The following is a 25524-nucleotide window of genomic DNA, read 5'->3' on the forward strand; positions in this document are numbered from 1 at the left end:
GGCTTGAGCGCGCATGGGAGCCAGCGAGAGGGTCGCCGCGCTGCGGCGAGCACGTGAACGACAGGCAAGGATCGAGGCCGCCACGGCGCGCACGATCACCGCGCAGGCCGCGGTCGCCCGCGCAATCGAGGCGAGAGCTCTTGCGATCGAGCGGTACGACGAGCGCGTCGCCGGCGCGGAAGCGGCGTCCGCCGCGGAGATCGCCGAACTCGCCAAGGTCTGCGGATCAACTGACGCCGCTGCCGAGATTCTCGGCTGGTCCGTCCGCGATCTTCGACGGGTGCTCAAATCGCACCGCACACGGCGCGCCGATGTTGATTCGGTAAACCGAGGCGATCCTGAGGGCAGGGGTCGGCCTAGCAGTGGAGGCCCGCATGTCGGCGGCGTTTGACTCAGACCCCCTGTGGAACATCGACCAAGTCGCGGCTTACCTCAACGTGCCCAAACGGACCTTGTACCGCTGGCGAACCCTCGGCTACGGCCCGCCTGGCAAGCGAGTCGGCCGGCACCTCCGCTACCGCGCGTCTGAGGTCATCGGCTGGTTCGCCAGTCTCGAAGGCCATCTCCTGGACGAGAGGTCGGACCGGTGACCGAAACGGCGCGCTCGCGGCTTGCGTAGCGATGGGCGACGGATGAATCGATATCCACAGGGTGACCAGTGGGCGTTTGGTCCTCAGGGCTGTTCACCCCGAGTCACGTGAGGATCGATCGTCTCCAGGCCGAACGGCCCGTGGCGACTGTGCCAAACGATGAGGCCGTTCATCTCACTGGCGTACTTTCGTTGGAATTGGGCTCGTTCCATCGCCGCCGCGCCGAGTCGCCGAAGAGGTCACGTCGGTGTTCCGGGCAGCTCGTTGTCTCAGGCCTTCACGCGCATTTTTCGAGTGCATTGGCGGCCGCCGCTTCGGTCGTATCGGGGCCCTGAGTCGGTCCGCAGCATGCCAGCCGTCCCGGCCCTTGACATGGTGATGTTCCCCGATGTCACGTCACTCCAGCCTCCGCAGAGTCGGTAGGTGTGACCGCGTGGCCAGCCAGGCCAGAGCGCCGGCAAACAGCGGTACGGCGATGAGGATGCCGCCCAGGTCGCGCCATGGGATGGCGAAGTGAGGCGAGGCGAAGACCACGTGCGCGGTGTATCCGTACAGCCCACCGATCAGTACGCCGAGCACGCAGCCGAGTTGAGCGAGGAGCCAGGCCTGTGCCGCGGCGAGTTTGCGGCGCTGCCGTGGTTGGGCTCCGACGGCCGCCAGCGTGGCGAAGTCCGCTCGTCCTTCCGCTGAGGACAAGGCCACAGAGATGGCGACCCCGAGCAGAGTGACCGCGGTTGCAGCTGATACCAAGGCAATGGAGGCCGTGCCGGCCCGGCTGGTGTAGCCATCCTCGACGGTCAGCAAGCCCTCCGCACCGAGCTCGGCCGCGGCCGCAAGCTGTTCCTCTCCCGTGAGGCTTCGGGTCAGGTCGAAGTGCGTCTCGATGACCTTCAGGGAGCCGAGCTTGCGTGCCGTCTCCGGACTGATGAGCACCGCCGACTGGAATCCCTTCAGGCGCGGCAGTCCCGCGACAAGTGAAGCTGGGAGCGTCACACCGGTACTGGCGACGTCGTCGTGACCCTTGACTGTGATCTTCCCGTCGCGGACGAGCGGAGGCGAGCCGGGGACCTTCGACGCTGCGTCGGAAACTGCGACCTGTCCAGACCGGAGGACGGCCGCGACCTCTGGTCCGTTGGAGCCCAGTTGTTCAACGTATTCCGGATCGACCGCGATCAGCCGCAGGAACAGGCTCCCGCAGGTAGCACCTTCCGTGCCACAGCCAGCTCCGATCGGCTCGGTGACGCCGAGGACGGACCGGTAGGGCGGTTCGGATCGGCGCTGAGCCTCGACGAGCGCAAGGTCGACGTGGCCGCGAGCCGGGAGTCGTTGCTCCAGCCGGCGAATGAGGTTGAGGGAGTACGTTGGCAGCCGAGGACCTTCCTCGTGTTCGGAATCGCTGAACCGAACGACGGCGTTGCCGTCGCGGGTCGACGGGACGTACCGTTCGGCCTCGGCGGCGGACGCGTTGGCGACTGCGAAGGCCATGGCAACCGTGCCGCCGACCGAAATCATGATGGCCGCCGCGGCGGGCCCGGTCCGATGCCGGTGCCGAGCCGCGTCCCGCAGTGCAAGCCGGCCGCTCACCGGAAGTCGCCGGCCGACCATCGCGACCCTGGCCATCAGGGTCGGTAGCAGCCATACCATCGCCGCGATCACCGTGCTGATACCGATCAGAACAAGGGCAAGCGGCGCCGGCGGAGCGATGCCTCGAGTTGTCAGATTCGGATCCTCCTGGAGGGCTTGGCGCGCTTTCTCGAACTCCGAGCCGAGCATCGAGTCGCCGATGAGCACTGATGTGATTCCGGCGAGGAGCAGTACCAAGGCTGACCGGTACCGCCTGTTGCCCGCGCGCACAGAGAATCGGCCGGTGAGCGCAGCCATCGGCTGCTGCCGACCGGCGGTGATGGCCGGTACAACGGCGGCGGCCATTGCGGCGAGCAACGCGAGAAGGCCCATTACAACCAGCGGTACGACCGGAATGATCCAGTCGTCGATCAAGTGGTTGAAGGTCCGTTCCCACCCAGGTCTACCTAGGACCGCGGCGACGATCGCGAGAGTAGCGCCGGCCGCCGTTCCGATCAGGCCGAGAGCCAGGCCTTGGGCGAGGACGATCCGCCGTATGTCTTGAGGGTTTCCGCCGGCAGCCAACACCAGACCGTACTCTCGGGTCTGGCGGCGCGCGCTCACGGCGAACGCCGTACCGGCCAGCAGCACGATCTCGACCACGCCGAAGCCGATCACGAGTGCGGTGGCGGCGATGGCCCGAGCGTCGGAGTCACCAGGCGATTGGGGGCCGCCGGGAGGATCGATGACCCAGGACCGCGGTGTGAGGGCGATGCCCTGCGCCGCGAGACGCTGCTGGAGAGCGAGCGGGTCGGATGTGCGGGGGAGACCCACGAGGTACGTCAGATCGGCATCAGGGGAAACCGGGACAAGCGGCGAGCGAGGCAATCCCCACAGATACCGCTCGTTCGGGCGATCCGGTCGCCGGGCCAACCCTACGACGGGATAGCTGTGGCCGTCGGCCGTTTGCACAGCGGCTCCGTCGATGAGTGAGCGGCCCTCACGCAGACCGAGGTGATCGGCAAGTGAGGGGGACAGGGCAACCTCGCCCGGTCCGGTGGGTAGCCGCCCCGCGTCCAGCCTGTACATTCCAGCCGTCAGCCGAGAGCGGCCGTCAAGGCCCACGATCGGGTAGTTGCCAGTGGTGTCGCGCACCTTGAGCGTGACCGCGCTGGTCCACTCGTACGGCGCGGCGACAACCTTGCTCCCCGAGGGGAGTAGCGCTGCGATGTTGACGCGGGCCGGATCCCGGCTTCCGTCCTGTTCGGGGTCACTGCGGTAGGACACATTGGTCGGATCCGCCATAGCAGGCTGCACGGTGATCCTCGGCGTTTTGGTCACCGTGATGGTCGCATCGGCAGTTCCCAGCTTCTGGCGAGCCAAAGGCGCACCGCTCGGGTTCGTGCTGCTGGTGAGTATGACGATCCAGCTGGCCGCCAGTACCGGCAGGCCGATCAAGGCCGCAACCAGGACGGTACGGCCAATCGAGCGACGGGCCGTACGGTGCGCCATCCGCAGCGCGACGCGCCAGCTCCTGCGGGCCATCAGCGGTCCTGTCCGAGCAATGTCTCAGCGCTGTCGAGCGGACCCGCCTGCCCGACGATCGCGCCGTCGTGGAGATAGACGACTCGGTCGGCCCAAGCAGCATGCCGGGCCTCATGGGTGACCAGTACTCCGGCGATGCCGTGGTTGTCACAGCGGTCGCGCAGCAAGCTCAACACCGACTCGCCGGTCTGGGAGTCGAGTGCGCCGGTGGGCTCATCGGCGAGCAGCAACGTCCGTTCGCCGACAATGGCGCGCGCGATCGCGACGCGCTGTTGCTGACCGCCGGACATGTCGTCTGGGAAGCGGTCGGCCAACTCCGCGATTCGTACCTCCTCCAGCGCCTTCAGCGCGAGCGCACGGGCGGCGCCGGCCCGGGTCCCGTCGAGTTCGAGCGGGAGTGAGACGTTCTCCACGGCAGTCAAGGCCGGGATCAGGTTGAAGTCTTGAAAGACATACCCGATTCGCCGCCTTCTCAGTGCTGCCACTGACTGCCTGCTGATGGTCGTCAAGTCGGTGCCGTCGATGAGGACGTTGCCGGTGGTCGGCCGGTCGAGGCCGCCGGAACAGGTGAGCAGGGTGGATTTCCCGGACCCAGACGGGCCCGTCACGGCGACCAGCTCACCCGCCGTGACCGTGAGGCTCACGCCGCGCAGGGCGTACACGGCGTCCTCGCCTTGGGGGTGCACACGAGTGACGTTCCGTAGCTCCAGTACTGCGGTCATCGGTGTGCGCCCGTGGTGGGGTGTCCATCGGCCGAGGCGCGACGACTGGGTTGGGAGGTTCTTGGACGCCGTCGGCGCGCGAGCGTCGACTCGCAATGATCGAGCCAGCGGATCTCTGCCTCGGCCTGGAAGATCATCGCATCGACGACGAGGAGCCAGGGGATGTCGTCCTCCGGGGTTGCCCGCTTGACGCGCGTCAGTTCCTGCAGGGACTGCATTGTCGCGACTCGCTGACGCTGGATCACCTCTTTGATGTCGAGGCCCGGCACCGTGAGACCGAGGGCGAGCTTGATCGCCAGTTCGTCGCGTGGCCGCGAGTCGGGGACCACGGGAGTCTCAAACCAGCTCGCCAGCTCGGCGCGCCCAGCGTCGGTGATCCGGTAAACCGACCGGCCGTCCGGTGGTTCATCCGCCGGTTCCACCAGGCCGTCGCGGTGCAGCCGGGTCAACGTCGAGTAGACCTGCCCGATATTCAGCGGCCAGGTCGACCCAGTTGCTGCCTCGAACTCGGCGCGCAGTTGGTAACCGTACTTGGGTCCGGTGCTGAGCAAGGTGAGCAGTGCCGGTCTGATGGACATACATACTGAGTATACATACGCAGTAGGCGTCCTCCCAGCCAGCTGATCGCTCGGCGGTGGTCGGCGGGGGCGGCGCAGAGTCCGCCCACGCGAGGCCTCGGCGGAATATGAGGGGCGTCCAGTTGACGGCCACGGCGAGTGGGTCGAGCGTTGAGGCCTGTTGCAGCTGATGTGGACGCTCAGCCCGAGTACCAGCGGGAAGCACATGGCGACCACTTCGTCCGGACTGACGTACCCGAATGTGACGATCGTGAAGTGGGCCTGCCATGACTCATAGACGTCGCGCTCGGGGATCGGTTCCGTCCTCGACGCCTTCGGGCTGAGCGGTGCTCGGCGAGGTCGTGGTGCGGCGCCCTGTCTCTCTGCGTTGATAGGGCTACGAGTGGGTCCTATTGATAGTGCCGCAGAGCGCCGCGGTGCGAGGGAAGCGGTACATCGAAGTACCGCCGTGACTGAATGCGATATTCCACCTGTCGTTGACGCGGCCCCGATCGCATCGGTCATGGTCGAGCAACGGGGTTCCAGATAGAGGCGGTAGCCCGAGGCAATCGAGGTGGCCGCAAGTGTCGGCCGCCGCCTGAATCGCGACACGCGACTGGCCTGCCGCCTTCGACGTACTGGAGCGCGTGCTGCCGCAGGCGGTTGGTACGCACCTGGCGCTTCGGAAAGCGGGACCAGCACGCTGGCAACCGGTTGCGCGCGCGATGTAATGCGCCTCGCCCTACCACGCGGGCGGAACTGTTGGGTTCCGTCGCTTCGGAATGGTGGAACGGCAGACGAGCGCTGGTCGCTGACACTGAACGCTCGCCTGCCGGACTGAAGGAAGGAGTCCCCGTCCGCGAGACGCGCAGAGGAGGTTCGGGGGTCTCGCGGGCGAGGACTCCATGAAGCGGCCCGGCCCATGCAGACGTACGATTGCCTGCTGGGGGAGGGGACCCGGGCACGCTGGCTTATAGGTCGGCGATGATGACCTGAGTGTTGGCCACCTGTTGTTGAAGTAGGTCGTACTTGGACCCTGCCAGATCCCATCGGCCGAAGTGCGCCTTCGAGGGGATGATCACGGCGGGCGCATCAAGGTCCTTCAACGAGGCGAGCAAGGCCTCGAACGCCTGAGGATCCGTGGGTAGCTCCTCGACGTACACCGTGCCCAACGTACGCCCGTGCTGCTTGGCGACCTCCGCGAGACGCTGCTGCACTTCGCCAAGATCGCGATCCCGCATCAAGGGGTATCTACGGACATACCCCGGCGCCACCGGCAGCTTTCTGCCGATCACCGCTCGACGCCGTCGGGAAGCGAAGCAACCGGGTCGACGGTGACCGGCAGCCCGGAGAATCGGCGGCCGATTGCTCGGGCGAACGCCGTTCCAGCCTCGCAGGCGGTCGTGTGGTCGACGATCGGGAACTGGCCGAACCACACCCGCACGCGAACCATCGGCTGTTCATCGGTGGTCGTCTGGCTCACCGTTGACACTCCTTGATCAACTCCGTTACGAGCTCGACGGCTCTGTCGAGCGTTCCCCAAGACTGGTCGGACCGGGCTGGACAGCAGAACCTCATCCACGGACATTTACGGACATTTCGTGCTAGTGTCCTTCTAGACATTTACCGACATCTACCCGTGGGTAAGAGTGGGGATCCTAGGTGAACGAGCTGCTCCGGCGCGCGATGTACGACGCAAACCTCACCGAGGTAGACCTGTCCGTGGAGTTGTCCGTCGATCCGAAGACCGTGCGGAATTGGATGCGCGGTCAGATCCCGCACCCGCAGCGCCGCGCTGCGCTGAGTCGACTACTCGGCTTGGAAGAACACGTCGTCTGGCCCGAGCTCCGCGCCCTGACCGCCACCCGCTCCAGGCCGGCGGAAATCGCTGGCGTCTATGCACGCCGTACGGCGATCGGTCAGAAGGCCTGGCTGTCGTTCTTCGACGCGGCGAAGTCCGAGATCGGCATCCTCGCCTACAGCGCCCTCTTCCTTGCGGAGGACGCCCGTTTGGTCCAGCTGCTGAGGGACAAGAGTGATGGAGGTGTCCAGATCAAGATCGCCTTGGGGCTTCCCGACGGGCATAACGTCAATCGGAGAGGCGCGGAGGAAGAGATCGGCGAGGCAATGAGCGCCAAGACTTGTAACTCATTGACTCTTCTGCGCCCTCTCCTGAAGTACGACAGAGTTGAGCTGAGGCTGCACGACACAGTCCTCTACAACTCGATGTATCGATCGGACGATCAACTACTGGTCAATCAGCATGCCTACGGCATTCCCGCGGCGCAGTCGCCCGTTTATCACTACCACCAGACGCAAGACAGCGAGATGTTCGACTCGTACCTGGCCAGCTTCAGCGCCATCTGGGCCAGCAGCAGCCCTATGGCGGACGACTCCTGACGTGCTGACGGCTCCTTTCGGGATCTCTGCTTCTAACGCTGGCATGGTGCTGGGCCGCAGTGGCGGAGACGACTGGACCAACCCGGGGCGCGGGAAAGCTGCCCGAACTTGCCGGCGGCAACACCCTCGATCGGCGTGACAAGCATTGAGCTCGGCCAGAGCCAGGACACCGTCCGATCCGCACAAGCCGAGGGCATCTCGTTAGGCTGGTGAACCAAGGCTTCGCACGGCAACGTCGACAGCAGACCACAAACTTTGTTGCGGCCGGTACGACATACCGCATGAGACGTAGACCACATCGGCGTGGCCGTGTTCGAGCGGCGCGAGCGCCAAGGGAACCGTGTCGGACCTCAGGTACAGCGGAGCTCGGCCCGCGCGTCCGCCTGCAGGAGAAGGGGTGGCGCCGGACCGCGCTGTGTCGTTGAAGCCGAAGAAGTTTCGACTTAGGGCCCTGAGCCGGGGCCAGCCGTGTCCGCAGCTCGGTGGGTGTCGCGAGCACGATGTGTCAGCGTGAGGTTCGTGCTCGTGCGGCCCCGGTCACGCCCGGGCTTACCGGCAAGGAACCCCACTCGGTCCGCCGGAGCTTCGGTTTGGGGTGGGGCACGGTCGGGGTGTGCGGCAGGCGAGAGTCTGGGACGTTCAGACCAGCAGCGTGACCAGCGGCTCGCCGCTCCGCTGTGCTCTCGGTGAGACGTCCACCGGGGGCATAGTGACGTTGCCGTTGCCTGACCAGGGGATTGGCGTTGTCGTGCCAGGTGGAACGCGGGACCGCTGGTGAAGCGGCGCGGAGACCGCTCGGCGCGAACTGCTGGAGGATGCTAGGCCGCGGACTGTCGCGTGAAGTGTCTAGGTGTGGTTGCCCTTGCCCCAGGACTCTTTGGGAACATGCTCCGGATGAGCGTCCCGCCTGCACAGGGCGATTCAGATCCCCCGACAGGCGGCGCACCGTGACAACGAGCAAGGAAGCAGCCATGAGCGATCTGTTCGACCTGACCGGCACAACGGCAGTCGTCACCGGCTCCAGCCGCGGTATCGGCCTGGCTATAGCAGGCACCCTGTTGCGGCAGGGTGCCAGCGTCCTAATCAGCGGGTTGGACCCTGCCGAGACTGAGACCACCTTCCGGGCACTGCGTGAAGACCACCCTCATACAGCGGGCGGCCGGCCGCGAGTGGCGCAACTGCCTGGCGACGTCACGGATGCTGCCGTGGCACGGCAGCTGGTGGACGAGGCCGTCAGCGTCTTCGGCGACCTGGACCACATCGTCTGCAACGCTGGCATCGACATCATCAAGCGAGCCATCGACTACAGCGCGGAGGAATGGGACCGAATCCTCACTATCAACCTGCGCGGGGCCTTCCAGCCGGCCCAGGCCGCCGCCCGTCACTGGATCGGCAAGGGCCGCGGCGGATCGGTCACCATGACCTCGTCCATCGCCGGCTCCGTCGGGATCCCCTCGCTGGCGCCTTACGCGGCCAGTAAGGGCGGCATCAACCAACTCGTACGCACCCTCGCAGCGGAATGGGCACCGCATCACATCCGCGTCAATGCCGTGGCTCCCGGCTACGTCGCCAACATCATGGACAACGTCACCGCCCACGACGACCCAGCCTCCGACGAGCGCATCAACACCTTCACCCCGCTCGGCCGCCGCGCCACCGTCGAGGAAATCGCCGCCAGCTATGCATTCCTAGCCTCGCCCGCCGCCAGCTACGTCACCGGATCCGTCCTGGCCGTCGACGGCGGCTACACCGCAACCTGACTATGCACGGCTAACCGTGACCGTCGTCGCGCCGACTGCGGACGAGGTCGTCGTCCGGGCCACCCAGGCCTGACCAATGAGGACATCGCCGGCCGTCTGCAGGTGTCCCGCCTGATCGCCAAGACCCCATGTCAACCCCGCCATGACCAAGCTCGACGCCCGCGATCGCGCCCAACTCGTCGTCCTCGCCTACCAGAACGGCCTCATACGGCCCGGTCAAACCCCACCCTGACCTACTGGTCGATTCAGCGTCGGCGGCATCGCGTCGGCGGTCAGCTGCCAGCCGTCCGGCATCGACTGTCCGGCACGTAGCGCTGCGGACAGGTGGGCTACCGCCGCGAGCAGGCTGCCGTTGGATGGGAGGTACAACGACAAGAAGCCGGGACGCTGGGGTGCGTGTCCGTTGGGGAGAAAAATGTTCTTGGGGGAGGGGATCAGGAGCGCCTCCACGGCGCGGTGCAGGTCTGACAACGCCGTCGCGGTCATGGACATCACGGGGTAGTCCCAGCCCCAGGTGGACTGTAGGTCCCACGTTTGCCAAACGGCGTCGAGGGTGGCCGCCATTGAATCGTGCCGGATCTGTTCGGAGTGCGGAACCCAGCCGAGGGCCATCAGCATCGATGGATGATCCTCGCGGATCAGGTACGGCGGTGTCGTGATCGCGGCGTACGAATTGTCTGGCAGCAGGAGGGGCGGCCGCATCCGGGAGGCCACACGGGTCCAGCGTTCGGATGGCGGAAGCTTCAGACGTGTCCGCCACCTGTTCGCCACTCCGAGAGCCCAGGACCAGTACGTCAGTTCGAATGTCGGATTGGCGGTGCCGACCCGATCGGCGAGGTAGCTCTCCTGTGCCGGTATCAGCGGTGGTGGCAGCTCGAACAGGCCGTCGCGCTCGACCACGAAGTCCGCCATGAAGTCGGCGGTCGCCGCCACCAATGGGTAGTGCTCGGTGAGGAAACGGTGTGGACGGCCCTCGGCGTACAGCAACTCGAGGAGGTAGATGATGTGCGGCTGCTGCCACAGGATGAACGCTCCGATGTTGCTCGGCGACTCACGCCCTGACGGGTCGGTCTGCTTCGGCCACCTCGCGCCGCGATAACCCTGCTGCCGGGCGGTTTCCCTCGCGGTGCCGAGGGTGTCGTGATACCAGCCGAGGCTGCGTTCCAAGAGGTGGCCACGCCCCCACATCGGGAAGTGTGCGGCATGCCACCAGTGCATCTCGAGGTGAAACTTGCCGGACCAGCTGTTGTAGGTTAGGCCGGTCTCCTGGGGAGGAGTCGAGCCGGCGCAGTTGACCGCCGTGAGGTATTGCGACAGCACCGTCCGGCGCTCCAGTTCCCCGGCACGGTCGTCGGCGCTGCCGTCGAAGCTGACGGCAGCTCCCTGCTCCCAGAACTCGCTCCACCAAGAGCCTGCACGGTGGAAGACGTCAGCGGCTTTGCCGGGATCCGCCTGCGCGTGAACGGGGCCGAGGGCAACGACAACCTCGAGCTCGGGCGATGGGCTGCCGCAAACGAGCGAGCCGTCCTCGGAATCGACCTCAGCATGACCGCTGGTCGCGATCGATACGAGGTACGCCGTGGACTCGACGCGACGCTCACACTGCCAGACACCGTCGATCTGCCGCCACGCATGAGACTGAGCCAACGGTTGCTCGAACGACGCCAGATCATCTGGCTGGTCGTCGAACCGCCACGCGATCGCGAGCCCGTCCGGCAGCAACGCGGATTCGAGCCGGACAGCGAATCGATCGGCGGCCGGATCGGAAGTCGTGTGGACGACGACGCGCCGGCCCTGCAGTTCGAACTCCGCGCGGACGCTCCCGGTCCAGAGATCCAACTCGGTCCGTGCGTTGCGCAGCTGGAAAGGATCCGTCAGCGGTGCAAGTGCCGCGCTCCGGACGGCGAGTGCGAGCCTGCCCAGATGCAGGCGCCGCGGGTTGAAGTGCAGCCAGGCGCCGGCCTCGAGATCCGGTGGGATCGTGTCGCCGGCACGCTGAAGTCCCATCCGATCCGGGTACGGCACCTTGCCTCGGTCCGTCTCGTACCAGGTGAACGTCTCGTCCAGCCGGTACGAACGGCGGCCGCGCGCCCGATACCACCCCCAGCTCGACTGGACTCGCAGTGGAATCTGATAGTCGTCCTTGGCAAAGGGACGCTGCTCCTGCTTCGGAAGCCCATCGGTGCCGTCGCTTGCCACTCGGCGCGGATCCGGTCGTAACTCGTGAAAGTCCGGGAACGTCTGGAGGCCCGAGAGATCGACCGTCATCGCGATGTTGCCGTTGCCAACAGTCAAGGTGTCGGCCGGATGTGGACGGACGAAAACCGGATTGTGTCGCGTGACAAGGGTCCGTCGTTCGATTCTCATCAGCTGCTTTCGACGTAGCTGCACGGCGCTCAGCCGTTTCCGCGGCAAGGTAGCCACCGTGCCGAGCCTGCTTCAACCCGTTGACAGGGCGCACTGTTACCGGTATCAATTGTTACCGGTATCAACCCAGCCGGATACGCGCTCGCAGGCCTGCTGGATGCGGATGGCCCTGGTGACCACATCGGCACCGAAGGCCCGGCCAGACGCAGTATCTCGAGCACCGTAATCGTGTCGTTCCCAGAGGAAGGTTCCTGCCATGTCGCGATCGACCCGCGGGCCGCTCCGGCCCCCGAACTCACTGACCAGGCGCCGTTTCCTCGGCTACGGTGCCGCCGCTGCCGGAGCCGTCTCGTTCGGGTCGACGCTGACCGCCTGCAGTACGGACGGAGCCCAGCAGGGATCGGCGTCGACGGAGCTGACGTTCATGAATCAGTCCCGTGGCCAGAAGGATGCGCTGGCCAAGCTGACCAAGACGTACGAGGAGCAGACCGGCGTACGGGTGACCGTCGACAACGTCGGCCCGGTCGACTTCCCGACCAAACTGCAGTCGAAGTCCCAGTCGGGCGACATGCCTGACATCTACTCCGCACTGCTGGTCGGCGACATGATCCCGTACTACAAGGCCGGCTGGGCCCTCGACCTGTCGTCGGAGTTGAAGGGCGAATGGAAGAAGAACTTTGCGCCGACCGCGCTGGAGCTGGCCACCATCCCGGCGGGCAATGCGAATGGCGTCAAGCCCGGCATTTACTCCGCGCACTGGGAAATCCAGCTGTGGGGGCTGTTCCGCAACATGGCGACGTACCGGGACGCCGGTGTCGATCCGCAGAAGGCCCCGGCGACGACCACCGAGTGGATCGACCAGCTGAAGGCGATCTCGAGGCACAGCGGGAACGGGGCCTTTCTGGTGGCGGCGTCGCTGTCGCCGTACCTGGTACAGACGCAGGCCGCGAACTGGATGACCGACGACGAGATCACTGCCACCTTCGCCGGAAGGACTCCATGGACCGCCGAGGGCTGGCGTAAGGCATTGCAGTTGATCAGCGACCTGGTTGACGCCGGAGTGATCGTCAACAAGTCGATTCCGGGCGGCAACGACGACAACCCGAACGTGGAGAAGTCGTTCTTCAACGTCCAGGATGCCGCGTCCATCTTCGACGCGTCTGTCGCTGTCGGTGTCGGGCGGGCGACAGCGCCGGACTTCACCGACTACACCTCAGCGGCTCTTCCCCCGGCACCGGACGCGACGCAGAAGCCGCGCCCCGTCGGCAACATCGGCAAGGGCGCGTGCATCAACCCGAAGGGGAAGAACGTCGACGCCGCGTTGGCGTTCCTGAAGTGGTTGACCGAGCCCGAGCAGGCAAAGGTCTTCGCCGACATGGTCGGCCTCGTTCCCGCCAACCCACTTGTGGATGCGGCAGATCTCGCCCCCCAGTCCAGCGGCCTTGCCCAGCATCTGAACGACATCCAGATCATCTCAACACCATTCGGCTCTGACGCGCGGACAGCGCTGAGCAGCGGAGTACAGGCTCTCGCGCTCAAGGAGAAGACCGTGGACCAGGTCCTCGCCGAGGTTCAGGCAGCACAGAAGAAGAGCAAGTGACGATCACAGCGAAACCCAGCGAGCAGGCGATTGCGCGCAACCCTGGCCGGACGCGACGCCACATTGCTGCCCGGCGCCGGCATGCGATGGCCTATCTCTTCCTCTTGCCGGCGCTGGCGCTGCTGGCCGTGTTCACATTCGTTCCGTTCGGTCAGGCAATCCTGCTGAGTCTTCAGGAGTGGGACGGCGTCAGCCCGAGCACGACCTTCGTCGGACTAGCGAACTACGCGCGGGTCCTGCATGACACGATCTTCTGGGACTCGATGAGGATCGTCGTGATCTTCGGCCTGGTGGGGTTCTTCGCCGGGAACGGGATCTCTCTCTGCATGGCGCTCGCCGTCCACCGGATCCGCCGCGGAAAGGCCTTCTTCCGTACGGCGTTCTACCTGCCCGGAATCTTTTCGGTGGTCGTCGTCGGCATGATGTTCTCGTGGCTGCTGGCGCCGAACGTCGGCATCATCAACCGGCTGCTGGGCATGATCGGTCTGTCCGCACTACAACACAACTGGCTGAACGACCCAGACATGGCCCTGCCCGCGGTGGCCGCGGTGTTCATCTGGTTCCACTGGGGATTCGGCTTCATCCTGTTCCTCGCCGGCCTGCAGGACATGCCCGCCGAGCTCTATGAGGCGGCGAGCCTCGACGGCGCGCGGGCGTGGGCGAAATTCCGCTACATCACCTGGCCCGAGCTTGCACCTGTCACCACCATCGTCTCGCTGCTCACCCTGTTGGCGGCGCTGCAGATCTTCGGCACGGTCCAGGTCCTGACCAACGGCGGACCGGCGTACCACACGATCGTGCCGACGCTCCGAATCTACGAGGAGGCCTTCACGAACCACCGGTTTGGCTCCGCCGCGGCGATGTCGGTGATCTTCGGCGGCGCGCTCGTCGTACTGGCCGGGCTTCAGCTCACACTGTCGCGCAGGAAGGTGTGACCCGATGACAACCGTCCGACGTCGAGCAACGGTCTTGTACGTGCCGCTGGTCCTGGCTGCGCTCGTGGCCCTCTTCCCGATCTTCTGGCTCCTCGCCGGATCGTTGCAGACGACGCAGGAGCTGTATCGAGGCAGCGAGCTGATCCCCTCGGAGCCGCAGTGGTCGAATTACGTCGAGGCGTGGCTCGATGGCCGCCTCGGCGTCTACCTGCCCAACAGCCTGGTGTACACCGTGCTCGCGGTGGCCGGGATCCTGGTCGTGTCGAGCATGGCCGGATACGTCCTGGCGCGGGTCGACTTTCGCGGACGGTCCGTGGTGATGTTCGTAATTCTCGCCGTGTTGATCATCCCAGCGCCGGCGTCGTTCATCGCGCAGTACAAGCTGATGCTCTCGTTCGGGCTGACCAACAGTCGGCTCGGGTACATCCTGGTGCTGATCACCGCCGGTATCCCGATGGCGACGCTGATCATGCGAGGGTTCTTCGCCAACCTGCCCAAGGATCTCGAGGAAGCCGCGGCCATCGACGGTTGCTCGGCGTTCAGCGCGTTCGCCCGGGTGATCCTGCCGTTGGCACGGCCGGGGCTGATTGCGGTCGCGGTGATCCAGGGTCTCAACGTGTGGAACGAGTACCTCCTGGCTCTCGTGTTGTTCGACGACGACGGGTTGATGCCGGTGCAGCGTGGTCTGATGAACTTCGTGTCCGCAGAGACGCCGCTGCAGAACATCCTGCTGGCCGCGACTGCCATCTCGGCGCTGCCGGTGATCGTGTTCTACGTGGTGGCACAGCGTCAGGTCGTCCAGGGAATCAGCAGCGGAGCTCTCAAGTGACTCGCCGTGGTGACCAGGCATCTCGTGGGCCGTTCCGGCTGGATAGTCTTCCAGCATCAAGACTCGAGGAGCGCCCCGTTGAGCGATCGTTCGCCCGCTGACGCGGACCCGTCGGACGGCCCTGCCGTTGCGCCTCCGGCGAGGCCGACCTTGACCGACGTCGCGCGACTTGCCCGTGTCTCACGTCAAACAGCCTCCCGGGTCGCCCGCGGGGGCGACCAGGTCAACCCGCGCACGGCTGCCCGGGTCAGACGAGCGATCAATACGCTGGGTTATCGGCCGGATCCGATTGCCCGCGCGCTGTCGACCGGCCGTGGACGCGTACTCGGCCTGCTCACGCACCAGTTGACCAACCGGCCGACGAGCATCGGCGCGATGTCGATCATCTCCGGGGTCGAGCAGGCGGCCACGGAGGTGGGATACAGCGTGAGCATCGCCAGCTTCGCCACGTTCGAGCCGACCGCAGTTCAGGAGGGGATCGACCGGCTGGCGATGGCGCGCTGCGACGGTGTGATCTTCATGGCGCCATGGGTCTCTGGAGCCGAAACGATCATGGCGATCGACCGAACCATGCCCATGGTGACCACTAGTACGGTGCCCGGGTACGAAGGCCCCGCCGTACACCCCGACATGGTCAGATCCGCCGAGGAGGTGGTCGAGCACCTCCTCGGGCTGGGACACGCCACCGTGCACCACGTCGCCGGTCCTGCGGAGTGGAGTGCGAGCCATCTTCGTGCGCTGGGATGGGAGCAAGCGCTACGCCGGGCCGGCGCCGAGGTGGTACAGCCGCTAACCGGAGACTGGACGGCGCGATCGGGGTACCTAGCCGGACTGGAGCTGGCTGAAGACTCGTCGGTCACCGCCGTTTTCGCGTCGAATGACGAAACCGCACTGGGCGTCATGTATGCGCTCAGCGAACGAGGGCTGCGCATCCCTGAGGACATCAGCGTCGCCGGGTACGACGACGCACCTGGATCGGACTACTTTCGTCCGGCTCTCACGACGGTGAGGGTCGATGGTTACGAACACGGCCGGACAGCCGTCGCCCACCTGATCGCACAACTCGACGGCCAGTCACCCGAACCAACAGTGATCGTGCCCCACGAACTCGTCATCCGCCGCAGCACCGCAAGGGCCCCGCGTCGACGCCGAGCCGGCGCCACCACTTCGACAAAGCAAAAGACATCGCCGGCATCGTGAGCTGATCCCGGACACGATCTTTGAGCGGCATGGTCCGTCGGCGGTCAATCGCTGCCCGATGACGACGCGAACCCGGTCGTCCCGACGTACACGATCATGACCACTACGGTGACCGACAGCGGTCGTCCGGATCGACGGTCGCATGTCCATGGCGACCACCCCCGAGCACTGCGCCGACGGGCTCGACCGCCGCAACCAGGACGTCTACCAACTCCGTGCACTGACGGCACCACCGGCCAAGGGCGGCCTCGACATGTACGCCGTCTGGAAGGCCCTGAACGACGACATGATGACGGCCCCGAACTGCTCCCGCGGATCGTCGCCGTCATCGTTTCGGCGGCGTTGTTGTTTCCGGCCTGGAGGCGCGGCAGCCACCCCTGGCAGCCGCGCCGCTGGAAGACCCGAAGCCGCGGCAGCGAAGGTGTCTTGGCGGCCGATCTGGTGTTCGCGGTGGAAACGGCGCGCCCGCAGGGCTCCAAGATGGGGTGGAGTTGATGCGGTCGGAGACGTCGACGGCGTGGGCGAGTCAGAACGGGACGCTCACGACCGAGCCGCCTGTGGGGCCGATCCGGTTCAAGACGGCGAAGGGCTCGGGGCAGTCGATCAACCTGACTGGCGAAGGGTGCTCACGGGCGGTCGCGCCGTGGGCACAAGTGGGGGCTTCAGGTCAGCAAGGACCTCGGCCGGCGGGCCAGGTGCGTCGCTGAGCGGGTGCGGTCCTCACGTGGAGTGGCTGGCGCCATTCCGGTTGCCGGAGCCGATGCTGCCAAGCTCCGCCGAGGTGCAGCCCGGCTGGACATGACACTAGACGCACGGCGGTCGGGGTTCGAGGTCGACTTCATCGTGAAGCACGCTCCGCGACTGCACCGGTGTGGCGGATCCCGCTGCGCACGAAGGGCTTGACGCCGCGACCCCGTACGTGGACGTACGCCACGGTCAGTCCGTGACGAGGCCAACCACCTACGCGTGATGCGCCACCACAACCGCCCCCGGCGAAGAAGGCGACCGCCGCGAAGGTCGCGATCGACGGCGCTTTGCTCGTGGCAGCTTTCTTGGCGGGCGCCTTCGCGGTGGGCAGGCGGCACCGGCCAAGCCGGAGCCGAAGTCGGCACCGGCCAAGAAGGCGACCGAGAAGGTTGCTGCTAGCAACAAGGTTGAGGCTGGCGACCTGGTCGCCCGCTTGACGGCAGCCCGCACCGCCGGGTTCACCTGCCGCGCGATCGCCAAGTTGACCGGAGTCCCCGGCGACGGACCCGGCATGGAGTACTGGCGGCTGGCCGGCCGCGTCGACCGGCTCAGCCGGGGCGGCAGCGTCACGGCCGAGGGGCTGAAACTGCTCGTCCCGGTCCTCGACCAGATCGAGTCCGGCGCGGTCGCCCCGCCCGAGCGCGCGACCCGGAGGCCCTCGACGAGCAAGAGGGCCGAGGCCGTCCGCGCGCTCGAGGCCGCGCTGGCCGAGAACACCCGGGCGGGCACGGACAAGTTGTTCCGCGAAGCGCTCAACCTGCTGGGCGCCACCACCAACAAGTAACCCGAAGCGGCCCCGGCGGGTGTCTCTAGCACCCTGGCCGGGGCCTCGATGGATAGGAGCCATCGTGAAAAACAACCTACCGAACACCGGGATCCGCGTCCGGCTGCTGGGGCTTGCCGCCGACGCCGCGGCGCTGCGGCAGCCGGGCGACACCGGCACCGTCACGCTCGTGGACGACCTGGGCACCGTGCACGTCCGCTGAGACGACGGCGGGCAGCTCGGCCTGATCCCCGGGCTCGACGCCTGGGAGGTCATCGCCGGGCCGTCCGACGACGAGGGAGCCGGGCGATGAGCGGCTCGCCCTGGGACGCGCTGGCCGAGCGCGTCGAGCGGGTGCTCTCGGCGCCCCGGACCGAGCTGCAGGGCGCGGTCGACGGGTTCATCCACCAGCTCGCCCGCGGCCTCGTGCCGCTGGTCCGCGCCATGGCTGACGGGTTCGGCCTGGAGGTCGCGGAGGCGCGGGAGCTGATGGTCGACCGGCTCCGCGCCACGCTGCGTGCCGAGCTAGACGACGACCCGTCCGACCCGAGGGACTGACGACCGTGGCCGAGTCGTTCCGTCTCACCCAGCCAGCCGCCGCCGCGCGCAGACCCCCAGGCCGCGCGGTGGCGGCATCCATCACCCGGGTTCAGGTCGAACCCGCGGTCTGGCGGTTCGTTGTCCGGCTCGCTGCCGATGACCTCACTCGCGTCGAGGTCCTGAACTCGCACGACGTCGTCGTGCACAACACCCGCGACCGGGCGCGCCGCGCCCCGCGGAACAGGAGGTGGGGCAGGCACTACAACTCGGCAGCCTGCCCAGTGCCGACACCGTAAGCAACAGTAGGAAAGCGTAGGCCCGGGACCGTTCGGGTCCGGGCCTTCCCTTCCCAGCAAGGGGGAAGGACAGTGAGGTGATGAGGTCCGAAATGCCGGAGGGCAACAAGCCGCAGGGTCAGGGTGTCGCCACAGCAATCGGCGCTATCAAGTGGGTCATCATCGCGATCCTGATCGTGGTCGGCGTGGTCAGCACGATCAACATCGAGCTCAACACGACCGTGCCGCGCGTGTGGGAGGTCGTCACGCTGGTCGCCACCGCGGTGTGGTGCCTCGGCGTGTGGGTGCTGTTCGGCTGGTTCGAGCACGCGCTGCTCAACCTGGTCAGGATCGAGCGGAACACCCGGCCGATGGGCACCGAGTTGGTGACGCCGACCCCACCGGTTGACCAGCAACGCAGTTAGGGAAGAGGAGACGCACGAACGGGCGGCCCCGGCTTCCGGCCCGGCGTCGCTCCGACGTTCCGGCGGCCCCCGGAGGTGCGATTCTGTCCGGCCAGCGGCCGGGCTAGCCCTATACGCAGATATGGTCAATGTGACCTCGGTCACAATAGCCTGTGGATAACTTCCTCGTACGAATTACATTCATGGTGTTTAAACGGCCTCCTGAGCGTGGGTGGTCACGCTCAGGTAACGGCTGACAACGTTGACCTCGTGCCAAAATTCACATACACAGCCCTGTGGATATCTCACATAGCGAGACGATCGGGGTCGCCAACTGTCCTTGCACGGGAGACCTGTGATGTAGCCTTCATGACGGAATCGCAAAAGCCCTCGGCCGAAGCGGACTCCGAACCGAGGGCTGACGCGAATCATTTGGCCGTGATGGTGTCAACGTACTTGGTTTGTGCCAAGAGATCAAAGGGTCATCTCACCGTGTCCCGTCTCTTGGACTTCGGAGACCTCCCACGCCGGGGCTGTCCTAATCACGACAGGTCCTGGAGGATCCATGCACGACGAAACCCCCACGGGGGACACCTTCGACCGGCTGCTGGCCCGTCGCGGCGAGATAGCCGAGTTCGTCAACTCGTTCGCGTCCGAGCGCGTACAGAGGAAGGCCTTCGCCGCCATCGTCTGCTCGCTCGGGCTGGCGGCCGACGACACCGCCGATCCCGTGCTGGCGGAACCGCTGCGCCTCGTCCGTGAGGAGCCGGGCGCCGAGGCCGATCAGGAGGGCACGGAAGAGTCGGTCACCGCCGACTCGGGCGCGGCTAGCCGTCGTCGTCGGGGACGGTCGGCCAGCAAGAAGACGTTCACCGTTCCCAGGGGCCTCAACTTCGCGCCCGAGGGACACCCGACGCTCGAGCAGTTCGTCGCCGAGAAGCAGCCCCGCAACATGGACGAGAAGGTCCTCGTCGCCTGCTACTACCTGAGCAACATGATGGGCGTGGCGGACGTCGAGATCGGTCAGATCCTGGCGGTGTTCCAGGCTGCGGAGTGGAACGCGCCGGCTCATCCCGACAACTCCGTCCGTGCGGCTGCTAGCCGCACGGGCTGGATCGACACGGCGAACACCAAGTCGATCAAGGTGGTCTGGAAGGGCGAGAACTACGTGACGACCAAGATGCCGGCCGATTCGAAGAAGAAGTCCGGCTGACGTGACGCTCGACCCGAAGCAGGCCCTGGGGCACCTTCCCCAGGGCCTGCGCGACGAGCTGCTGACGGAGTACGCCAAGATCACGCGGAACTACCGGCGTCGCCACTGGGAGGCCGCCGAGCTCGACGGTGGCCGGTTCTGTGAGGTCGCCTACTCGATCCTCGCCGGACACCTGGACGGGAACAACTACCCGGCGTCCGCGTCGAAGCCGCGCGACCTCAAGAGCGCCTGCGAAGCGTTGGCTCAGCTCCCGAAGACGGCGGGAGCCGACTCCGCGCGGGTGACCATCCCGCGGATCCTGATCGGGCTCTACCAGGTCCGGAACAACCGGGGCGTCGGCCACGTGGGCGGCGAGGTCGACGCCAACCACATGGATGCGACGTACGTCCTGCACGCGGCGCAGTGGGTCATGGCCGAGCTGGTCCGGCTGTTCCACGACACCGACATCAGGACGGCGACCGCCGTGGTCGACGTCCTGGTGGATCGCACGCTGCCGATCATCTGGCAGGTCGGCGACGCGCGCCGCATCCTCGACCCGACGCTCAACCTGACGGACTCGACGCTCCTGCTCCTGTACGGCGAGGCCGAGGGGGCGACCGATCGGCGCCTCGTGAGCGACCTGGAGCAGCCGCGGCTCGACAACTACCGGCGCGTGCTGCGACGGCTCCACGAGCAGCGGCTGATCGAGTACTCCGCCGCGACCGGCATCGCCGTCATCTCGCCGACGGGCGAGAAGTACGTCGAGGAGCGGATCCTGCCGAAACTGGGCGACTGACGTTCCCCACTTATCCACAGATCGCCTCACCCACCCTTGCGGGCGAGCTCGCTGCGCCCGGCGAGGTCACCCCGTCAGGACGGCCGTCTGCTGGTCACGATGAACCGGGCGGGCCGGGACTGCAAAGGCCGCCGGGCGCGCCCCCCGGCCGGGTCGGATTACGATCCGTCGAAACCCAGCCAGTACAGGATCGCGCCCGCGACGATCGTGCCGCCGATTGTGACGATCAGCGGGTGCGTGGTCGCTACGCTCCACGCGCGCTTCCACCAGGTCCGTGGCTGCGCCGGCGCGACGGCTGATTCCGGCGCGGCCGCTGCCGGGGCCAGTGGGCAATGAGTGGTCAGCGATTCGGTTCTCGGCCGGTCGTCGAGTGAGGAACTCGGGTAGCTCATCAAGGGTGTGCTGCGCGGTTCTGCGGCGGGTCTACGCGCCGAGCGACCTACTCGAACGTGTTGCAGAGCGCCTCGCCGGCCGGCATCTAGGCGAAGGTTGGTGCGTCTGTTGCGGACGCTTCAGTTGTCGATCGCGTCCGTCGTACTGTCTGGGGTGTGATGGGTGTCGAGGAGGCCAGGTCGCTCGCTGGGCAGCTGCTGGGGGGTCCGTTGCCGCGGCGGTGGGCGCACACTCAGGGGGTGGCTGAGCGGGCGCGGGAGCTGGCGGGGGTGCTCGGTGAGCAGGCGCAGGTTGTTGAGATAGCTGCCTGGTTGCATGACATTGGGTACTCGCCAGCGGTGCGGTCTACAGGCTTTCATCCGCTGGATGGTGGTCGGCACCTGCGAGATGTAGTCGGTGCGGACGATGTGGTGTGTCGGCTTGTTGCGCATCACACTGGAGCGTTGGTTGAGGCGGACGCGCGCGGCTTCACCGAGCTTGCGGAGGAGTTCGCTCCTCCCGAGCCAGAGCTGCTCGACGCGTTGACCTACTGCGACATGACTTCCGGGGTGGATGGCAACCGGGTGGATGTCGAGGATCGGATCAACGAGATCCTGAGGAGGTATCCCCGCGAGCACGTGGTGCATCGGTCGATCGTCAGGTCTGGGCCGGACTTGCGGAGGGCGGCGCGTAACGTGCAGCGGCGCCTCGGAGTGGCCGAAGCCTAGTCGAAGTACGGCGTCTTGCGGGGCTCGAGGTAGTGGGCGATCCGGCGTTGCATGGACCTGTCCATCTGCAGGTTGTTGATATCGGCTTGAGGGACCCAGTGCACTTTGGTGCTTTCGCTGCTGGGGGTGGGTTGGCCTCCGGTGGCGCGGCCTCGGAGGAGGATGGAGAACTCTTGCCGGGCTTCGCCGTTGCTGGTGTAGAAGATGATGTGCTTGGGGTCGGTGTAGATGCCGATGACGCCGACGATCTCGCAGTCGATCCCGGTTTCTTCTTTGGTTTCGCGTACGGCGGCTTGCGACATGGACTCGCCGAGGTCGATGGCGCCGCCGGGGAGGGCCCAGTTTCCGTTGTCGGAGCGCTCGATCATGAGGATCTCGCCGGCGTCGTTCTCGATGACGACGTTGACCGAGGGGACCATGCTATTTGCGACCGGGGCGTTCGGGTCGTCGTAGTAGTCGATTCGCTTGGGCATCAGACCTCCGTCATCGGGATTGCATCGCTCCATACGCGCTCGAAACTTTCCAGGTAGTGGCGGGCGAGTTCGCCCCCGGGAATCTTCCGCAGGTGCCAAACAGGGGCGTGGGCGGCGGGCAACCCGTACACGTGGGTGTTGACGTAGACCCTGTCGTCGGCGCGGTAGATGGAGTTGTAGAGGACTGTTCGATGCATCCGGAACTCGATGCCGTCGACATCGAAGAGGCCACGGTAGAGGACGACGGCATTCCGGATTTTGGCAGCCATCGCGTCACCGACCCCTTCCTCCGCGCCGCGTTCGGCGACGTGCGAGTCGTCCGGGTCGCCAAGCAGGATCCGCACCCGAGTGCCGGCTTTGGCCTTCTTGCGGATGATCCGTTGGATGGCCGCGTCCTCGGCCAGAAAGAGACCTGCATAGACGAGAATGCCGATCTCCTCCTTGCCTGACTCGAAAAGCTGGCGCCACTCGTCTCGAGGTACGTCCGAGCGTTGTGGGTAGACCCTCACAATCTCACTCTGGGCGACCGCCGTAGCGCGGTCACGTGGCAGGGCGTCCGGCCACAGGTAGGATTCGTCTCGGCCAAGCCGGACGGCCAGCTTGTGGCGGTTCCGCGGGAACGGGACGTAGTCGCCCACGACCCACCGCTCGACGGTCTTGACGTTGACTCCCAGCTCCTCCGCAAGTGCATGATGGGTGAGACCCTGCTCCACCATCGCCGCTCGCAGTCGTTCGTTAGGCACGAGAACTAACCTAGGACATTTCGGGACATTTTGAGGCGAGGCAAGACATCCCAAAGTTGTCTTTCTGTGCCGTGACCCTGTCTCGGCTCCACAGGCCACCCTTCTCATGGGAACCCTAGGAGGGTCATGAGAGGCAGGAGAGCCTACGCGTTCGAGATCGCGATGCGAGGACGAGACGGCCGCTGGATAGTGGTTGTCGCGAAGTCAGGCATGTTCACGAGGTCGCCGAAGGCAACTGCGCGCAGTATTGCCGAGCGCTGGATCTTCGAGCAGGCGGGACAGCTCCGTGGCGGTCGGCTCGTCATCCGGGGCAAGCGGCGGACGGTCCCGCGGGCGTTCGACGCCAGTGTCCGGATCCGGATCATGGACGAGCTCGGCGCCCGGCAGTTGGCGGCGGCGTACATCGGGCTTGATCGGAGCCAAGGCCTCGCCGCATCTGCCGGAGACAGGAAGGACCACTACGTCATACCAGCGCTGGCGCTAGCCGGGGGAGATCGTGACTGACCGAGAGCGGCGGCCCAACGAGTTGCTCAGGCGGGCGCGGGGCGGGATGTCGCAGGCGACACTGGCCGAGTTGGTCAACGCTGAGATCTACCGGGCCACAGGGCGTATGTCCGCGGTTACTTCGAAGTCGATCTCCGACTGGGAACGTGGGTGGTACACATGGCCATCCGCTGATGTTCGGCGCGCACTGTGTCAGGTGCTGAAGGCGTCGACTCCCGCCGATCTCGGATTCTACAAGCGGCGAACCCTGCGCTTCGGCGGAGGCCGGGACGCCGTGGTTCCCATTCTGGAGCTGATGACCGACCACACCGCGATCGGCGACGTCGACACGGTGAGCCTCCCGGCCGGGCGGGCGTACACCGGTGTTGAGATCGCTGCCCACTACTGCGACGCGGAGCTGACAGGCCAGCAGTGGATGCTGGTTCATCCTGGCAAGGAGTTGGTCGGGTCGCTGCGTCGACCGGACCGCCGTTCGATGGTGCTGGTCGTCGATCGAGATCGTCGGTACTACGTCTTGGACGGCCGCCGATTCGTGGACCGGGCCGGCCGGCGTACCGGTCCGCAACCGGTGTCGCTGGCCACAGTGATCGACGACATGACGGTCGGCATCATGTGGGCGACCAACAATGCCGACTCAGCTCTGCTGGCGGACGACGCGCAGCTGGTGAAGAGCCAGGCCCGACTGGCCCGGTACGACGCGAGGTCCACCTCGGAGCCGGCGTTGCACGAAGTTCCTGCGCTGAACGCCGTCTCGACGCTGTGGCTTGGATCGCGGTTCTGCTCACGGCACATCACGCGGAATCTCGACCGGCTGTCCGGAGCGCCGTTCTTCTGGACGCGTGAGCAGCGTGGTGAGGAGGCCGCATCCTGGTTGCTCTGGTCCCACAAGTACGAGTACCTCCGGCGCACGTCGCGATGGTTCTCGGGCATGCGACGGGGGTTCTGCATCAGCGAGGAGGACGTGGCCGCGTCACCGAAGTACGAGCGGGTGATGCTCTTGCTGGCAATGGCATTGATGGAGGCGTTCGGGATCAAGGTGCAAGTCAGCAGCGAAGCCGAACATGGCTCCGTCGAAGGATTTGTCCTCGGGAATGATGCAATCGTCGCCAACTGGCTGGGTGGGTCTGGGCTGTGGTACGTCGACGCAAGCGCGCCACCGTCGCGCAGATCGGAGTACCAGGACATCTCTGATCGCCTTGCCTCCGACTCCCTGGTCGATCAGCAAACCTCGGCTCGGCGACTTGCGGCCATAGCAAGCTACTTAGACGTGCCGTGGGAGTGGTTCAGTCGGCGCTGCCAGGAGCTGGCCACTGCCGGCGTCGACGACATCGCTCATCCGCGGAGCCGCCTCCTGTCCACCCGCGGCCTCAACACCGCTGTCCGCTACGTTGCCTACATCGACAGCCTCCAGGGAGATGATCTTGCGCGCCGCTGAACTGACCATGGGCCGAACCTTCGCCGTCCACTTCGACCACGGCGACGACTTCTACACCGCGCTCGCCGAGTTCTGCGCCGAGTACGCCGTACGGCAAGGCTTCATCCCGATGTTCATCGCCGGCATGCGAGACGTCCAACTCGTCGGTACTTGCGGAAAGCTCGAGAATCCTGACGCTCCCGTCTGGAGCTCCGTCCATCTCGAAAACGTGGAGGCCGTCGGCGGCGGGACCCTCGCGTACGACGAGGAATCCGGCACAGTACTCCCGCACATTCATGTGTCGGTCGGCCTCAAATCCCACTCGGCCACCGCCCATACCAGCCACCTGCTGGGCGCCAAGATCCAGTTCCTCACCGAGATGTATCTCGTCGAGGTGACGGCGCCGAGCTTCTCACGGCCGCGCCAACCGAACTTGTTCAACGTTCCGCTGCTTAGCTTCGGAGCTCCAGAGATGTGACGACGTCCGGCGAGCAGAAGTCTCGCC

The 25524-nt window shown here is 66.1% G+C and carries 27 protein-coding genes and 1 pseudogene; 19 read left to right on the plus strand and 9 right to left on the minus strand.

Going from position 1 to position 25524, the window contains the following annotated elements; genetic code table 11:
• Positions 1 to 13 precede the first annotated feature (13 nt).
• Positions 14 to 391, plus strand: a complete 378-nt coding sequence (locus tag ACYVOK_RS32155) for a hypothetical protein (RefSeq protein WP_460666361.1) — start codon at positions 14 to 16, stop codon at positions 389 to 391.
• Positions 375 to 590 carry a helix-turn-helix transcriptional regulator gene (locus ACYVOK_RS32160; RefSeq protein WP_460666362.1) on the plus strand — a complete coding sequence of 72 codons (216 nt, stop codon included), beginning with the start codon at positions 375 to 377 and terminating at the stop codon, positions 588 to 590. Before ACYVOK_RS32155 ends, ACYVOK_RS32160 begins: the two co-directional genes overlap by 17 nt.
• 396 nt (positions 591 to 986) lie before the next feature.
• Here ACYVOK_RS32160 and ACYVOK_RS32165 read toward each other — a convergent pair whose 3' ends face one another.
• The 5 genes from ACYVOK_RS32165 to ACYVOK_RS32185 form a co-directional block, all read right to left on the minus strand.
• The gene (locus tag ACYVOK_RS32165) at positions 987 to 3698 is read right to left on the minus strand and encodes an ABC transporter permease (RefSeq protein ID WP_460666363.1); all 2712 of its coding nucleotides are present in this window, start codon (positions 3696 to 3698) and stop codon (positions 987 to 989) included.
• Entirely contained in the window at positions 3698 to 4420 is a 723-nt protein-coding gene (locus tag ACYVOK_RS32170) for an ABC transporter ATP-binding protein (protein ID WP_460666364.1), read from the minus strand. Before ACYVOK_RS32170 ends, ACYVOK_RS32165 begins: the two co-directional genes overlap by 1 nt.
• Positions 4417 to 4998, minus strand: coding sequence for a PadR family transcriptional regulator (locus tag ACYVOK_RS32175; RefSeq protein WP_460666365.1), 582 nt, complete (start codon positions 4996 to 4998; stop codon positions 4417 to 4419). Before ACYVOK_RS32175 ends, ACYVOK_RS32170 begins: the two co-directional genes overlap by 4 nt.
• Before the next feature lie 950 nt (positions 4999 to 5948).
• Positions 5949 to 6218, minus strand: a complete 270-nt coding sequence (locus ACYVOK_RS32180; protein ID WP_460666366.1) for a hypothetical protein — start codon at positions 6216 to 6218, stop codon at positions 5949 to 5951.
• A gap of 50 nt (positions 6219 to 6268) precedes the next feature.
• Positions 6269 to 6460 carry a hypothetical protein gene (locus ACYVOK_RS32185; RefSeq protein WP_460666367.1) on the minus strand — a complete coding sequence of 64 codons (192 nt, stop codon included), beginning with the start codon at positions 6458 to 6460 and terminating at the stop codon, positions 6269 to 6271.
• Positions 6461 to 6639: 179 nt separating this feature from the next.
• Here ACYVOK_RS32185 and ACYVOK_RS32190 point away from each other — a divergent pair, with 179 nt between their 5' ends.
• Both ACYVOK_RS32190 and ACYVOK_RS32195 read left to right on the plus strand, forming a co-directional pair.
• Positions 6640 to 7377 (plus strand): helix-turn-helix domain-containing protein, encoded by a 738-nt coding sequence (locus tag ACYVOK_RS32190; protein WP_460666368.1) that lies wholly within the window; start codon positions 6640 to 6642, stop codon positions 7375 to 7377.
• A gap of 971 nt (positions 7378 to 8348) precedes the next feature.
• Complete coding sequence (locus ACYVOK_RS32195; protein WP_460666369.1) at positions 8349 to 9137, plus strand: SDR family NAD(P)-dependent oxidoreductase; 789 nt, start codon at positions 8349 to 8351, stop codon at positions 9135 to 9137.
• Positions 9138 to 9353: 216 nt separating this feature from the next.
• On the opposite strand, the gene ACYVOK_RS32200 is transcribed toward ACYVOK_RS32195, so the two are convergent.
• A complete protein-coding gene (locus ACYVOK_RS32200) occupies positions 9354 to 11504 on the minus strand; it encodes a hypothetical protein (RefSeq protein WP_460666370.1) in 2151 nt (716 codons plus the stop codon).
• A gap of 256 nt (positions 11505 to 11760) precedes the next feature.
• On the opposite strand from ACYVOK_RS32200, the gene ACYVOK_RS32205 reads away from it, so the two are divergent.
• From ACYVOK_RS32205 to ACYVOK_RS32250, 10 genes are all read left to right on the plus strand, one after another.
• Complete coding sequence (locus tag ACYVOK_RS32205; protein ID WP_460666371.1) at positions 11761 to 13104, plus strand: ABC transporter substrate-binding protein; 1344 nt, start codon at positions 11761 to 11763, stop codon at positions 13102 to 13104.
• Positions 13101 to 14039 carry a carbohydrate ABC transporter permease gene (locus ACYVOK_RS32210; RefSeq protein WP_460666372.1) on the plus strand — a complete coding sequence of 313 codons (939 nt, stop codon included), beginning with the start codon at positions 13101 to 13103 and terminating at the stop codon, positions 14037 to 14039. Before ACYVOK_RS32205 ends, ACYVOK_RS32210 begins: the two co-directional genes overlap by 4 nt.
• Positions 14040 to 14043: 4 nt before the next feature.
• A complete protein-coding gene (locus ACYVOK_RS32215) occupies positions 14044 to 14868 on the plus strand; it encodes a carbohydrate ABC transporter permease (protein WP_460666373.1) in 825 nt (274 codons plus the stop codon).
• Between the two features lie 150 nt (positions 14869 to 15018).
• On the plus strand, positions 15019 to 16068 hold the full coding sequence (locus tag ACYVOK_RS32220; RefSeq protein ID WP_460666374.1) for a LacI family DNA-binding transcriptional regulator: 1050 nt from the start codon (positions 15019 to 15021) through the stop codon (positions 16066 to 16068).
• Between the two features lie 1180 nt (positions 16069 to 17248).
• The gene (locus tag ACYVOK_RS32225) at positions 17249 to 17599 is read left to right on the plus strand and encodes a hypothetical protein (RefSeq protein ID WP_460666375.1); all 351 of its coding nucleotides are present in this window, start codon (positions 17249 to 17251) and stop codon (positions 17597 to 17599) included.
• Positions 17600 to 17663: 64 nt separating this feature from the next.
• Positions 17664 to 17801 (plus strand): DUF4314 domain-containing protein, encoded by a 138-nt coding sequence (locus ACYVOK_RS32230; RefSeq protein WP_460666376.1) that lies wholly within the window; start codon positions 17664 to 17666, stop codon positions 17799 to 17801.
• Positions 17802 to 17887: 86 nt separating this feature from the next.
• Positions 17888 to 18136 carry a hypothetical protein gene (locus tag ACYVOK_RS32235; protein WP_460666377.1) on the plus strand — a complete coding sequence of 83 codons (249 nt, stop codon included), beginning with the start codon at positions 17888 to 17890 and terminating at the stop codon, positions 18134 to 18136.
• Between the two features lie 358 nt (positions 18137 to 18494).
• The gene (locus ACYVOK_RS32240; RefSeq protein WP_460666378.1) at positions 18495 to 18818 is read left to right on the plus strand and encodes a hypothetical protein; all 324 of its coding nucleotides are present in this window, start codon (positions 18495 to 18497) and stop codon (positions 18816 to 18818) included.
• Positions 18819 to 19362: 544 nt separating this feature from the next.
• Positions 19363 to 20010 carry a hypothetical protein gene (locus ACYVOK_RS32245; protein ID WP_460666379.1) on the plus strand — a complete coding sequence of 216 codons (648 nt, stop codon included), beginning with the start codon at positions 19363 to 19365 and terminating at the stop codon, positions 20008 to 20010.
• 1 nt (position 20011) lies between these two features.
• The gene (locus ACYVOK_RS32250; protein ID WP_460666380.1) at positions 20012 to 20785 is read left to right on the plus strand and encodes a hypothetical protein; all 774 of its coding nucleotides are present in this window, start codon (positions 20012 to 20014) and stop codon (positions 20783 to 20785) included.
• A gap of 158 nt (positions 20786 to 20943) precedes the next feature.
• Here ACYVOK_RS32250 and ACYVOK_RS32255 read toward each other — a convergent pair whose 3' ends face one another.
• Complete coding sequence (locus ACYVOK_RS32255) at positions 20944 to 21177, minus strand: hypothetical protein (protein WP_460666381.1); 234 nt, start codon at positions 21175 to 21177, stop codon at positions 20944 to 20946.
• Positions 21178 to 21336: 159 nt separating this feature from the next.
• On the opposite strand from ACYVOK_RS32255, the pseudogene ACYVOK_RS32260 reads away from it, so the two are divergent.
• Together ACYVOK_RS32260 and ACYVOK_RS32265 are read left to right on the plus strand one after the other, a co-directional pair.
• A pseudogene (locus ACYVOK_RS32260) lies at positions 21337 to 21588 on the plus strand (HD domain-containing protein); the annotation flags it as partial.
• 33 nt (positions 21589 to 21621) lie between these two features.
• On the plus strand, positions 21622 to 21885 hold the full coding sequence (locus tag ACYVOK_RS32265) for a hypothetical protein (protein ID WP_460666448.1): 264 nt from the start codon (positions 21622 to 21624) through the stop codon (positions 21883 to 21885).
• Here ACYVOK_RS32265 and ACYVOK_RS32270 read toward each other — a convergent pair.
• The gene (locus tag ACYVOK_RS32270) at positions 21882 to 22358 is read right to left on the minus strand and encodes an NUDIX hydrolase (RefSeq protein ID WP_460666382.1); all 477 of its coding nucleotides are present in this window, start codon (positions 22356 to 22358) and stop codon (positions 21882 to 21884) included. The genes ACYVOK_RS32265 and ACYVOK_RS32270 overlap by 4 nt on opposite strands.
• The gene (locus tag ACYVOK_RS32275; RefSeq protein ID WP_460666383.1) at positions 22358 to 23101 is read right to left on the minus strand and encodes an XRE family transcriptional regulator; all 744 of its coding nucleotides are present in this window, start codon (positions 23099 to 23101) and stop codon (positions 22358 to 22360) included. Before ACYVOK_RS32275 ends, ACYVOK_RS32270 begins: the two co-directional genes overlap by 1 nt.
• A gap of 126 nt (positions 23102 to 23227) precedes the next feature.
• On the opposite strand from ACYVOK_RS32275, the gene ACYVOK_RS32280 reads away from it, so the two are divergent.
• The 3 genes from ACYVOK_RS32280 to ACYVOK_RS32290 all read left to right on the plus strand — a co-directional run bounded on the left by ACYVOK_RS32280 (position 23228) and on the right by ACYVOK_RS32290 (position 25497).
• Positions 23228 to 23605, plus strand: a complete 378-nt coding sequence (locus ACYVOK_RS32280) for a hypothetical protein (protein ID WP_460666384.1) — start codon at positions 23228 to 23230, stop codon at positions 23603 to 23605.
• A 196-nt stretch (positions 23606 to 23801) separates the two neighbouring features.
• A complete protein-coding gene (locus ACYVOK_RS32285) occupies positions 23802 to 25040 on the plus strand; it encodes a hypothetical protein (RefSeq protein ID WP_460666385.1) in 1239 nt (412 codons plus the stop codon).
• Positions 25027 to 25497: a PPC domain-containing DNA-binding protein gene (locus tag ACYVOK_RS32290; RefSeq protein ID WP_460666386.1), complete on the plus strand. Its 471-nt coding sequence runs from the start codon at positions 25027 to 25029 to the stop codon at positions 25495 to 25497. The genes ACYVOK_RS32285 and ACYVOK_RS32290 overlap by 14 nt, the downstream gene beginning before the upstream one ends.
• The last annotated feature ends 27 nt before the right edge of the window (positions 25498 to 25524 follow it).

Source organism: Kribbella swartbergensis (genome assembly GCF_054784135.1).